General features: G+C 60.0%; 12 protein-coding genes. All 12 read right to left on the reverse strand.

The features are described 5' to 3' along the window. Positions 1–204: 204 nt before the first annotated feature. A complete protein-coding gene (tyrS, locus tag HMPREF2736_RS00015; protein ID WP_070422900.1) occupies positions 205–1,470 on the reverse strand; it encodes a tyrosine--tRNA ligase in 1,266 nt (421 codons plus the stop codon). Positions 1,471–1,488: 18 nt separating this feature from the next. Then, on the reverse strand, positions 1,489–1,668 hold the full coding sequence (locus HMPREF2736_RS00020) for a Trm112 family protein (RefSeq protein WP_070422901.1): 180 nt from the start codon (positions 1,666–1,668) through the stop codon (positions 1,489–1,491). Then, positions 1,665–2,315, reverse strand: coding sequence for a hypothetical protein (locus HMPREF2736_RS00025; protein WP_070422902.1), 651 nt, complete (start codon positions 2,313–2,315; stop codon positions 1,665–1,667). The genes HMPREF2736_RS00020 and HMPREF2736_RS00025 overlap by 4 nt, the downstream gene beginning before the upstream one ends. Then, positions 2,302–3,891 carry a VWA domain-containing protein gene (locus tag HMPREF2736_RS00030; protein ID WP_070828599.1) on the reverse strand — a complete coding sequence of 530 codons (1,590 nt, stop codon included), beginning with the start codon at positions 3,889–3,891 and terminating at the stop codon, positions 2,302–2,304. Before HMPREF2736_RS00030 ends, HMPREF2736_RS00025 begins: the two co-directional genes overlap by 14 nt. Continuing rightward, a complete protein-coding gene (locus tag HMPREF2736_RS00035; RefSeq protein WP_070828600.1) occupies positions 3,891–5,078 on the reverse strand; it encodes a hypothetical protein in 1,188 nt (395 codons plus the stop codon). The genes HMPREF2736_RS00030 and HMPREF2736_RS00035 overlap by 1 nt, the downstream gene beginning before the upstream one ends. Before the next feature lie 48 nt (positions 5,079–5,126). Continuing rightward, the gene (gene argH / locus HMPREF2736_RS00040; RefSeq protein WP_070828601.1) at positions 5,127–6,563 is read right to left on the reverse strand and encodes an argininosuccinate lyase; all 1,437 of its coding nucleotides are present in this window, start codon (positions 6,561–6,563) and stop codon (positions 5,127–5,129) included. After that, on the reverse strand, positions 6,564–7,766 hold the full coding sequence (locus HMPREF2736_RS00045; RefSeq protein WP_070828602.1) for an argininosuccinate synthase: 1,203 nt from the start codon (positions 7,764–7,766) through the stop codon (positions 6,564–6,566). A gap of 65 nt (positions 7,767–7,831) precedes the next feature. Beyond that, a complete protein-coding gene (locus HMPREF2736_RS00050) occupies positions 7,832–8,329 on the reverse strand; it encodes an arginine repressor (protein WP_070449951.1) in 498 nt (165 codons plus the stop codon). Beyond that, complete coding sequence (gene argF / locus HMPREF2736_RS00055; protein WP_070828603.1) at positions 8,329–9,267, reverse strand: ornithine carbamoyltransferase; 939 nt, start codon at positions 9,265–9,267, stop codon at positions 8,329–8,331. Before argF ends, HMPREF2736_RS00050 begins: the two co-directional genes overlap by 1 nt. A gap of 4 nt (positions 9,268–9,271) precedes the next feature. Further along, positions 9,272–10,450 carry an acetylornithine transaminase gene (locus HMPREF2736_RS00060; protein ID WP_070828604.1) on the reverse strand — a complete coding sequence of 393 codons (1,179 nt, stop codon included), beginning with the start codon at positions 10,448–10,450 and terminating at the stop codon, positions 9,272–9,274. Then, complete coding sequence (gene argB / locus HMPREF2736_RS00065) at positions 10,447–11,379, reverse strand: acetylglutamate kinase (RefSeq protein WP_371326392.1); 933 nt, start codon at positions 11,377–11,379, stop codon at positions 10,447–10,449. The genes HMPREF2736_RS00060 and argB overlap by 4 nt, the downstream gene beginning before the upstream one ends. Positions 11,380–11,394: 15 nt before the next feature. Further along, positions 11,395–12,555, reverse strand: a complete 1,161-nt coding sequence (argJ, locus tag HMPREF2736_RS00070; protein WP_070828605.1) for a bifunctional glutamate N-acetyltransferase/amino-acid acetyltransferase ArgJ — start codon at positions 12,553–12,555, stop codon at positions 11,395–11,397. Between the last annotated feature and the right edge of the window lie 33 nt (positions 12,556–12,588).

Raw genomic sequence — 12,588 nt, forward strand, 5'->3', positions numbered from 1 at the left:
CACAACGTAAACCAAAGTCAAACCCAAGTTCAACCAGCGTTTACCTTGAACACGTAACCTCATGAAATTAACTTGTTCCCTCTCGCCAGCCCCTCAAGGCCGCTCGAAGCAACGGATGAAGATATAACCACGAACTCACAAACAACACAAACACCCAGGCAGATGGTGGTTTCTGCCTGGGTGGTGTCGTCGATAAGCAGTTGCTTATGCGCGCTTAGCGCCTGCGAAGTTCTTCTTGCCTCGGCGCAGGACCAGCCATGTGCCGTGGAGGAAATCCTGGTCAGACGGCGCCCACGCCTCGTCTTCGACGCGCTCGTTGTTCACGTACACGCCACCTTCCTTGATGGAGCGGCGCGCTGCACCCTTCGACTCTGCAAGACCAGCACCGACGAGAAGCTCCACGATATCCGTGGTTTCGCCGGCTGGGATCTCAAAGACAGAGGTTTCAGAGACTGCCGATGCGAGGGTCTTCTCGTCGAGGTCAGTAAGTTCTGCGCGACCGAACAGAGCTTGCGATGCGAGTTCGACAGCCTCACGGGCTTCCTTGCCGTGGACCAGATCGGTCATCTCCTGCGCCAAGCGACGCTGGGCTTCACGCTTGAATGGGCGCTCCGCCACTTCGGTCTCCAGGCGGTTGAGCTCTTCCTGGTCAAGGAAGGTGAACCAACGCAGGTAACGGATGACATCGGCGTCCGCAGTGTTTACGAAGTACTGGTACCAGGTGTACGGACTGGTCATCTCGGGATCCAGCCACAGCGAGCCGCCACCAGTGGACTTGCCGAACTTCTTACCTTCGGAATCCGTCACCAGCGGAACAGTCAACGCGTGAACCTGCTCGCCGTCCATACGACGATTCAGGTCAACGCCCGCAACGAGGTTGCCCCACTGATCGCCGCCGCCAACCTGCAGCACGCAATTGTGGTTGCGGCGCAGCTGCACGTAGTCATTCGCCTGCAGCAGCATGTAGGAAAACTCGGTGTAAGAAATGCCGTCGTTCTCCAGACGACGCTTCACCGTGTCGCGGCCGAGCATCGTGGACAGCGAGAAGTGCTTGCCCACATCACGCAGGAACTCGATAACGCCAAGGTCTTTAATCCAGTCGTTGTTGTTGACCAGGCGTGCTGCATTGTCGCCATCAAAGTGCACGAAGCGCTTGAGCTGGCCGCTGATCCGGTCCGCCCAATCACGGACGGTGTCCGCGGAGTTCATAGAACGCTCCCCCACATCGCGGGGGTCACCGATCATGCCGGTAGCGCCACCAGCAAGCACGATCGGTGTGTGGCCTGCTTCTTGGAAGCGGCGCAGCATGAGCAGCGGAACGAGGTGGCCGGCGTGCAGCGAGGGACCAGTCGGGTCGAAGCCGCAGTACAGCACGATCGGCTGCTCGGTTTCCTTCCGCAGTGCGTCGAGGTCCGTGGACTGGTTGATCAGCCCGCGCCACTCAAGCTCATCAATGATGTTTTTGCTCATTGGGTTTTTCTCCGTCTTCTACTTTGCCGAGATGTATGGCTCTGCTTCGTCGATGAGCAGAACTGGGATGCCGTCGTCAATGCGATAGGCAATGCCGAGGCGTTCGTTGACCAGCAGCTCCCGCTCTTGGTCATACTCCAGCGTTCCCTTGTCTTTGGGACACGCGAGGACGTTAAGAAGCTTCGGATCCAGACTCATGCTTTCGGATCGTACCCGCTGCCTCCGTGGTAGCTGTCGTCGAGTCCGGGCAACTCACCGAGCTCTTGACGCAGGAACTGCGCTTGTGAATCCATGGCGCGCAGATTGTCGTCCAAAATCCCCTGCTGCACCCGCTCAGCAGCGCGAGTGAGCGTGGTTAAAGAGTCCACAACCACGCTCACCGCAGACTTGTCTCGGTACTGAGGGGCATCAAGGTACGTATCGACGACCTCCGGGTAGTACACATTGACTACATTCCACATCGTCTGCCGGTGCTTAGGCGTCGGCTCGAGGTGTTCCCACTCGGACAATACGAACTTGGAGGCTTTTTCAAACGCTCGCGCCTGCATCATCACCTGACGTGGTGGCTTCGCCGATTCCAACCGATCAGTCGTTTGCCGCAGCGCATTCTCGAGAACTTGCGACGTGGGCAGGGTTGGTGCTGCTGGAAGTTCCTTGGTTTTCCGGGACGGCGCAAGAGCCGCGCCGGCGCCATACGCGGCCGCCGCGGCGACCGGCCAGAACAGTCCGATACCTACCGCAATATGAACCACAACCACGAGGGTGGCCAGCACCAACCCAAGCTGGTTCTTGGGTGAGGCGAAATACCGGGCTGCTTTTCCCGCAGACGAATTATTGGAATCCACGAATCTCCTTAAAGGCAGCAGCCAGGTCGCCACCAAGCGCGTCAAACACCTCACCACCGGTGAGATCTGCAAGTGCTTGCATCTCTATCGCATTAGCATCGCCGTACAAGATAACGAACACAGGCACGTTACGCAGCTGTTCTGGCAATGCTTCATACTGCCTCTTGAATTCGACATAGTCTGGGGCAACGGTGCTTTCACCATCACTCAGCAAAACTATCGACGGAATACCTCCGTTCGGGTCCGTATTCCTCAATGCCTTCAGCAAGGTTTCATACACCGCGGTTCCGCCCTCAGCCTGGAGACCATCGACGAAGTCAGATAGTTTTTCAGCAGACTTCGGATCTTCCCGGGAGAAGCGAACTGTCAACGGTTCGTGTGGTGCGAAATCAAAGGCTTGCAACGTGACGGTTTCCCGGTCGCGTAGGGAGACGTCACCGGTGAGTGTTGAAGCGGAGCCGTCGATAAGCGAGTGCATGATGCTTTTCAGCGACGCCAACCGCTGCCCTTCCATCGACCCGGAAGTATCTAGCACAAACGTTGTTCGGCCTGGTTTGCGGTAGGAGTTGTCGTACGCATAAAGCAGCTCATCGACGACTCCCTCGTTGGCTGGGAACGGCAGCTCGATGACGTGTTGGTTGGCTATCTCCACCGGCACGTTATCCACGCCGGTCACAGGCCTGCGATAGGTCTGAGCGATGTCCTCTTGGTGTTCCAGGAGCCAGCGCGACAGCTCTTCTACCCGACCCCGCGCGTCTGCATGCGCAGGGTTAGCCAGTGCCGATAACGGGTAATCTGCGGAAATCACGCCATCGGCGGGGACAACAACCTCAATAGGCACACCTTGGGCCTTTAGCTGGTGAAGTGTTGCTTCGTAGTTGATGATGCCATCGCCTCGGGACGAGTCATTGACAAACGTCTCAGCCAGCCACCCGGAAGAACCGGAAACCATAGATTGCGCTTCGAACATTTCCTTGAGCTGTGGCCCAACGCGCTCCAAGTCAGTAGGGGAAATCGCATCGCCGGTGTCTGCGAGCGCAGTCGCCACCGAGACGAGTGCGGAGAATCCCGAGTTCGAGGCTTGCGGGTTGGTCATCCCGAACGTGAACTTGCCGCTTGCGGCAGCGTCGGCAAACTCGGCCCAGGTGGGCTGCTTGGTGTCCCAGCCGAGACGCTTTGCGCTGTCCTCCCATACACCGAACGCGACGGGGCTTGTGGCAATCTTTGTCTCACCGTCCAACTTGTCGGAGGCGCCGATCAGGTTGACGTAGCGGTTCGTAGCAAACCATGTGGCATCCACTTCCCCATCGAAACCTCCCTGTTTGAGCGTTTGGGAGTTTTCTAAAGTTCCGCCGGGGAACTGCATGTCGATAGTGAAGCCGAGCTCCTCTGCTGCACGATCAACCAATTCTTCGACGTCTTTGAGCTCGGTTGCAGCGACAATGGTCAGATCGGCATTACCGCTGGGCCCTGCGCCGGATGTATCAGGAGTATTGGAAGTGCCTTCTTCGAAAGTGCTACACGCGACGAGCACCAGAGACATGAACGCAGCAAGCGCCGCGACGAGGCGATTCATTATTCCTCCTCCTTCACCGGTGCGGGTTCTCCGCCATAGCGTTGACCGACACCGTCGATGAGTTGTTCAAGCCTGTCGTAGGAGGGTGGGTCGATGGAATTGACGTAGTCCGCAGGCGCATCGAGCCCTCGATCCTCCATCTCTTGGGCCAGGTTGCCTGAGGTCGCGGGCCGGAATCCGTGGTACGCGGCCAGCTTTTGTAGCTCGGGGTCGTTGGTGAGCAGACGACCGAGTTCTCTACCTCCCTCGCTCACCCCGACGATGCCGTGGTTAGCCAGCACTGTCGGACTGAGTTGCAGCAGCACCATATCGTCGCGGATTCGGGAACTATCTCGCATCTGCTCACCAATGAACTGTGCTTCGTACACCATCACCATCGGTACCGCTCCCATGCCTTGGCTGAGGTAGTCCGCAAAAGGGCCAGAGGATGACGCTTCGCTGTATCCCTGAGCGGTGAAGAAGGGCGCGATCTCGTCGACAAGAAAACCAACGTCATTGGCGCGATCGGGTTCTCGCTGTGCTACCTCCCACGCCAACAGCGACAGATACATCGCGGCGGAGTTTGAGGTGCGGATATCTGTCGAGCGGATCTGTACATTGCGTGGCGACGGAAACGCGTCCCCGAGGTCGCGCCATCGTTTTCCGGAGCGGGCCAAGTCCATGTACTTGTTCACGTCCAGTGTGTAAGCGCCGTTCTGCTCAGCCACGACTCCCTCAGCTACCAGTAGATCCGCAATCGGCTTCCAGCTCGCTACCGCCATCGGGGAGAAGAACGGGAAATCCACCGAGTAGCCACTGCCCTGTTCGCGCACCTTTTGCGTGGCAGGCCCGGAAGACGGGAAAACGAAATCTTGTGCGGCAATATCCGTGGTGGTAGCTATCTGGCGGGACCCCGCTGTTGTCACGCTGACGCTGTAGCCCAACGCTGCAAGTCTGTCCTTGACCTTGGGGTCTTCAAAGAAAGCCCGCTTTTCAGAGCCGATTACTCCGTGGAGTTGCTGCACGTTGCCCTGAGACTGGCGATTTGATTCACCGCCACTGTCTTTTTCGTCGCCATCACTGCCAAAGGGAAGAAGCCCCCGGCCTAAAGCGACTGCGGCGATGACCACTGCAATAAAAATGAGGCCAAGCACCACGGAGACTGACCGTCCCCGGGGCTTGGCTTCATAGGTATTTGGCGCATCCATATCCCAATGCTAAAGGGAAACTCTGAACTGCGCTCTGCGAACGTGTATTTACTTCTTCCGTACTGGCTGCTCTGCCCACTGGCGCGCAGCCTTGTTCGCTTCGCGCACACGCTCCCGCTGCTCCACCACACGCGGTTTCGCAGTACCGCCGCGGGTATCGCGGGATGCGACCGCCCCATCGACAGTAAGTACCTCGCGCACTTCGGGGAGCAGACGCTTATCGACGCCCGCTAGCTCCTCATCCGTCAGATCCACGAGATCGACACCACGGGATTCTGCGATGCGAACGCAGGCTCCCGAAGCCTCGTGTGCTTCGCGGAATGGAACGCCCTGGCGCACCATCCATTCGGCAAGGTCGGTGGCCAATGTGAACCCTGCTGGAGCCAGTTCGCGCATGCGGTCTTCGTGGAACGTCAACGTGGAAACCAGTCCAGTGAACGCCGGCAGGAGGATGGAGAGCTGCGTGACCGAGTCGACCAACGGCTCCTTGTCTTCCTGAAGGTCACGGTTGTACGCCAGCGGCATAGCCTTCAGCGTGGCGAGCAAACCGGAAAGGTTACCGATCAAGCGACCAGCCTTGCCGCGGGCAAGTTCCGGAACGTCCGGGTTCTTCTTCTGAGGCATGATCGACGAGCCGGTCGACCACGCGTCATGCAGCGTGACGTAACCGAACTCTGGTGTGGACCACGCGATGATCTCTTCGGCGAAACGAGAGATATCAATCGCAATCTGTGCCAGGACGTACGCGGATTCTGCAGCAAAGTCGCGCGATGAGGTGCCGTCGAGCGAGTTGTCGGTTGCAGAATCGAAACCAAGCTCCTCTGCGATCGCCTCTGGGTCGAGGTGCAGCGACGAACCAGCCAGCGCTCCGGAACCGTACGGCGAGACTGCCAGTCGCTTGTCGGCATCCTTGATCCGGTCCAGGTCACGCAGCAGCGGCTGGGCATGCGCCAACAGCGAGTGCGCAAGCAGGATCGGCTGTGCAGCCTGGAAGTGGGTCTTGCCAGGCATGATCGCGTCTGGGTGGGCTTCCGCCTGTGCGACGATCGCGTCGATCAGATCGCTGACATCGAGTGCGACACTTCGCAGGGCATCGCGCAGCCACATCCGGAACATGGCCGCAACCTGGTCGTTGCGGGAACGTCCAGCACGCAGGCGACCACCGATCTCGGGCCCGACACGGTCGATGAGTCCACGCTCCATCGCACCATGGACATCCTCATCGGTCGGCAGCGGACCGAACGAGCCGTCGGCAACGTCGCGGCCGAGTTGGTCCAGGCCGTCGAGCATGACGGCGAGGTCGTCGTCGCTAAGCAAACCTGCCTTGTTCAGCACCTTCGCGTGCGCCTTGGATGCGAGCACATCGTATGGCGCAAGCACCCAGTCAAAATGGGTAGACACGGACAGGGCGAACATGGCTTCCGACGGGCCGCCGGAAAAACGACCGCCCCAGAGCGCACCTTCGTTTGTCTTGTGCTGCTCCATTTACTTGCCGGCCTCGCGGTCGCGCTTGTTCGCGATCTGGGAGGACAGACCGTGCAAACGCACGAAGCCCTTAGCCAGGGTCTGGTCGAAGGTATCGCCGGTGTCGTAGGTAGCCAGGTTGAAGTCGTACAACGAGTGGTTGGAACGACGGCCGTTGACCGTGATCTGGCCAGCGTGCAGGACCATGCGGATATCGCCGGTGACGTGCTCCTGGGTGGACTCGATGAACGCATCCAGGGAGCGCTTCAGCGGGCCGAACCAGAGGCCGTCGTACACCTCCTCGGACCAGCGTGCATCGATAAGACGCTTGTAGCGAGCCAACTCGCGCTCAACGGTGACGTCCTCAAGAGCCTTGTGAGCGGTGATCAGCGCGACGGCGCCCGGCGCTTCGTAGACCTCGCGGGACTTGATGCCAACCAGACGGTCCTCAACCATGTCGAGACGGCCAACACCCTGGGCACCTGCGCGACGGTTCATCTCTTCGACTGCTTCGAGGACCGTGACCTTACGGCCGTCGATAGCCACCGGCTTGCCGGACTCGAAGGAGATGATGACCTCGTCCGGAGCGTTGCCGAGCGCCGGGTCCTCGGTGTAGGCGTAGAGGTCCTTTGTCGGCGGGTTCCACAGATCCTCAAGGAAGCCGGTCTCAACTGCGCGGCCCCACACGTTCTGGTCGATGGAGAACGGCGACGCGGCAGACTGCTCAATCGGCAAGTTCTTGCCCTCTGCGTACTCGATGGCCTTATCGCGGGTCCAGGCATAGTCACGAGCCGGAGCGATGATCTCCAGGTCCGGATCCTGGTTCAGGAATCCGACCTCGAAACGAACCTGGTCGTTGCCCTTGCCGGTGCAGCCGTGGGCGACGTGGGTGCCGCCGTACTTGTGACCAGCCTCAACGAGATGCTTGACAATCAGCGGGCGCGAAATCGCGGAAACCAGCGGGTACTCGCCCTGGTACATACCGTTTGCCTTGATGGTGGGCAGGCAATACTCCTCGGCAAACTCATCCTTGGCGTCCACAACAATGGACTCCACTGCACCGCAGTCCAATGCGCGCTGGCGCACTGATTCCATGTCCTCGCCGCCCTGTCCAAGGTCGAGGGAGACCGCGATCACTTCACCGCCGGTCATTTCAGCCAGGTACGGGATAGCAACGGACGTGTCCAAACCGCCTGAATATGCAAGAACAACGCGATTAGTCATGGTAGAACGATTCTCCTTCGAAAGATTTCATGAATAGTATGAGGTTACCTGCAGGGTAAAACTTTTTAGTCGCTGCCCCGGGCGTGTCCGCCGAAGAGTTCCACGGCAAGTTCTACGCCGGTGAGCGGTTCGCGTGCAAGAACAAAAATTGTGTCGTCGCCAGCAATGCAGCCGACAACCTGGTCGAGGCCTACGCGGTCAATGTAGCTGGCCAGGTACTGCGCCGCACCTGGGGGCGTGCGCAGCAGTGCAAGTTGACCCGAGCCATCCGCGGATACGACCAACTCGTCGATCATGCGGCGGAGCTTCTCACGGGGGCCAGTCTGCGCGTTTTCAAAACCATCGGCATCGCCGTTGATCGTGTAGTAGGCACGGCCGCCGCCAGATGGGCGGATCTTCTTCGCACCAAGTTCATCCAAGTCCCTCGACAGGGTCGCCTGCGTAATGTCGATGCCTTCTGCGAGCAGCAGCTCTGACAGCTGAATCTGCGAGGAAACACGAGTCTGCTCAAGCAACTCGAGGATCCGTGCTTGGCGTGCGGTACGGGATACAGGTTGGGACATTATTGGTGCTCCAGAAGCCAGGTCAGCAACGCTTTCTGCGCATGTAAACGGTTTTCAGCCTCGTCGAAGACGCGCGACTGCGGGCCATCAATGACCTCCGCGGCGACCTCGTTCCCGCGGTACGCGGGAAGGCAATGCAAGAATATTGCATCGTTTGCCGCGCGCGCCATCAGGTCCGCATCAACCTGGTAGGGCAAGAACGGTGTGCAACGATCCTTGCCGTCTTCTTCCATGCCCATCGAGATCCAGGTGTCGGTGATCACGACGTTCGCGTCTTCAGCAGCTGCAACATCATCAGTCACGGTGACACGGGCGCCGGTTTCTGCGGCGCGCTTCTCGGCGCGCTCGACAAACTCGGCACGCGGCTGGAATTCCTTGGGCGCGATAACAGTGATGTCCATCCCCGCTGTAGCGAAACCGATCAGGTACGAGTTAGCCATGTTGTTGTCACCGTCGCCGAGGTACACCGCTTTCAACCCCTTCAAACCAGCGGCACCTTCCTCGGGGCAGAACTCCTCGATGATGGTTTGCAGGTCCGCCAGGATCTGGCATGGGTGCAGGTCATCGGTAAGTGCATTGACCACAGGAACGGTGGCTGCCTCAGCCATGTCCACGAGGTTCTGGTGATCGTAGGTGCGCCACACAATTGCCTGTACGTAGCGGGACAGTACGGCACCGGTGTCCTGGAAAGATTCGCCCTTGCCCATCTGTGCGTGCCCAGTCTCAGTCACAATCGCCTGACCGCCAAGTTGCGCAATACCAGCGTCGAATGAGAACCGCGTACGTGTCGAGGTCTTGTCAAACAGGACTGCCACTGAAAGCGGCCCTTCCAACGGCCGGTGCGACAGCGGAGCCTTTTTCAGCTCCGCTGCGAGTGCAAGGACTTCAGCCTGTTCTGCTGGGGTGAGATCGTCGTCTGCGAGAAAATGACGAGCCATTGGTCTAGTTCCTTTCTGCGGCTTGTGCGATTGCGGCTGCGAGACGCTCAACCGCCTGCTGGATCTCGTTGTCGCTAATTACCAGGGGTGGGGTGAGTCGGATGACGGTGTCGGACGGCGCGTTCAGAATGACGCCGTGTTCGAGCCCATGCTTGACGACGAGCTTCGCAACCGGTTGCTCCAGCACAACGCCCAGCATGAGTCCCCGGCCGCGCACTTCCGCGACGCCGGGAACGTCCGTGGTTTCGTCGATAAGCACTGCTGCTTTGCGACGAACATTGGCCAGGAACCCATCGTCAATCGTGTCCAGCACCGCGTTTGCCGCAGCACATGCGACGGGGTTGCCACCGAAGGTTGTGCCGTGGCTGCCCGGAGTGAACAGTGTCGCGGCTTTACCGCGGGCTATCGTCGCGCCGATGGGCAGTCCCCCGCCGAGACCTTTGGCCATGGTGATGACATCCGGCACGACCCCTGCGTCTTCGAAGGCAAAGAAGGTCCCGGTGCGACCGACACCGGTTTGAACTTCGTCGGTGATGAAGAGGATGCCGTGCTCGTCGCAAAGCGAGCGCACCGCCTGCAAGAAGCCTTCGGGCGCCGGGATGACGCCGGTTTCGCCCTGAATCGGCTCCAAGATGATGGCGGCAGTATCGGTAGGGTTCTGCTCAACCAGAGCCGTCAGCGCATCAATGTCGCCATACGGGTAGAACTCCACGCCGGCGGGCAATGGCGCGAACGGGGCCTGCTTCTCTGGCTGTCCGGTCAGCGCGAGCGAGCCCATGGTGCGGCCGTGGAAACCATGCTCGGCTGCGAGGATGCGCCCCCGACCAGTGAGACGGGCAAGCTTAAACGCGGCCTCGTTGGCCTCTGCGCCGGAGTTGCTGAAAAACACACGGGCGGTCTCGTCGCCGACGCGTGCGCGCAGCTTCTCCGCTACTTCAACCACCGGATGGGAACCAAACAGGTTAGATACGTGGCCGAGAGTGGCCACCTGCTGCGACACCGCCTGCACGATGGCTGGGTTGGCATGTCCCAACGCGTTCACGGCGATGCCTGCGAGCATGTCGATGTACGTTTTCCCGTCGGCATCGGTGACGGTAGCGCCATCGCCAGAGACGAGTTCAACCGGCGGGGCTGGGTACGTGTCTAGCAGTGACTCCGACCAGCGTGTAGCGAAGTTGCTCATGCCTCATCCTTCCTAAAGATTGTGCCGTCTGGGTAGTGGGTGCGGTCATAATCGTCTGGAAGCACCATCGTGCCCACACCACCCATGGTCAGTAGTTCGAGAAGCACTGAGTGGGCCACACGACCATCAATAACGTGTGCCGCTTTCACCCCGCCCTGGACCGCGGTCAGGCAAGCTTCCATCTTCGGGATCATCCCGGTGTCTAGGCCCGGCAGCATCTTCTCAAGCTCGGCCGCCTCGATCTTGGACAAAAGCGAATCGCGGTTGGGCCAATCGGTGTAAAGGCCCTCCACGTTGGTGAGAACTACGAGGCGTTCCGCGCCGATCGCAGCTGCCAGCGCACCCGCGGCTTCGTCAGCGTTGATGTTGTAGACCTCGCCGTTTTCGCCCGGAGCGATGCCAGAGACGACCGGGATACGGCCGGCGTCGATGATGTCCATCACCGCTGCCGGGTTCACGTCGGTGATCGTGCCCACGAGACCGATGTCAACGAGCTCACCTTCCACTTCAACCTGGCGACGCTTGGCCGTAAACAAGCCGGCATCCTCGCCCGAGGTGCCTACCGCGTACGGGCCGTGGGAGTTGATCTTGCCCAGAAGATCCCGTCCTACCTGCCCAAACAGCACCATGCGCACGACATCCAGGATTTCCGGCGTGGTGACGCGGAACCCGCCGACAAACTCGCCGCCATCGAGGCCCAAACGCTTGAGCATCGCGCTGATCTGCGGCCCGCCGCCGTGCACGACCACGGGCTTCGCGCCCACAGTGCGCAGAAACACCATGTCTGCGGCGAACGCCGTCTTGAGGTCTTCATCAATCATGGCGTTACCGCCGTACTTCACCACCACAATCTTGTCGCGGTAGTGCTGCAGCCACGGCAGTGCTTCAGCAAGGACGGTGGCGCGCTGTTCACTCGTTAGATTAGGCATCAACTCACCCACCTCCTAGCTCGAGTACGCGGAATTGATCTCGACGTAGGCGTGCGAGAGGTCGGTTGTGCGCACGGTTGCGCTGCCCGCTCCCCCGGTGCCCAGGTCCACAACAACGTCGATGTCGGCTCCGCTCAAGTCAACGTCGCGGGCGCCCGGTGCGCCGGTCGACTGCTCGCAAACGGTCTGACCGTTGAAGGTTACGGAGATGTTCTCCGCATCCATCTCGGCATCGGCCATACCTACGGCTGCCAGCACGCGGCCCCAGTTCGGATCGGAGCCGAACATCGCAGTCTTGACCAGGCTGTCACGGCCGATCGCGCGCGCTGCGTTGAGCGCTTGTGCATCGTCGAGCGCTCCTTGGACGGTGATCGCGACACGCTTGGTCACGCCTTCCGCATCCGACTGCATCATCGCCGCTAGCTTCGCGCACGCTTCGTGCACTGCGGCGTTGAGTTCTGCTTGCGTTGGGGTCACGCCACTGGCACCGCTTGCCATTGCGACGACCGTGTCGTTGGTGGAAGTCGAGCCATCAATATCCAACGTGTTGAACGTCGTGGCACAGGCTTGCTCGAGCGCAGCCTGCAACGTGGCGCTGTCAGCCTTTGCGTCGGTGGTGATGCAGACAAGCATCGTCGCCAGCGACGGCGCCATCATGCCGGCGCCCTTTCCCATCGCTCCCACAGTCCAGCCGTCGCCCTTGACGACGACTTCTTTCGCCACCGTATCTGTCGTCCGAATCGCATCTGCAGCACCCGCTCCATCATCGCCGAGTTGCTTGACGACGACACCGATACCGGCTTCCACCTTGTCCATCGGAAGTGTGTCGCCGATCAGCCCCGTCGAGCAGACCGCAACGTGGGCTGGGTCGACCCCGATGCCTTCTGCGGTAAGGCGCTGCATGGCCTTTGCGTCTTCGTATCCTTGTGCGCCGGTACACGCGTTCGCGTTTCCCGAGTTCACAATCAGAGCTTTAATGGTGCCGCCAGCTGCAGTCTCACGGCTCACTTTCACTGGCGCTGCAAACACTTTGTTCCGAGTAAATACGGCTGCACCAGCGAACTCCGGGCCTTCGTTGACAACCAATGCGAGATCACGGTTGCCAGACGCCTTGATCCCGGCGCTGATACCTGCAGCGCTAAAGCCCTTCGGGGCAGTTACTCCGGTGGTGGTCATGAATTGTTCGTTTTTCCTTTCAACAGGGGTGGA

Source organism: Corynebacterium sp. HMSC036E10 (assembly GCF_001836265.1).
In the GTDB taxonomy this organism is placed as follows: Bacteria; Actinomycetota; Actinomycetes; order Mycobacteriales; family Mycobacteriaceae; genus Corynebacterium; species Corynebacterium coyleae.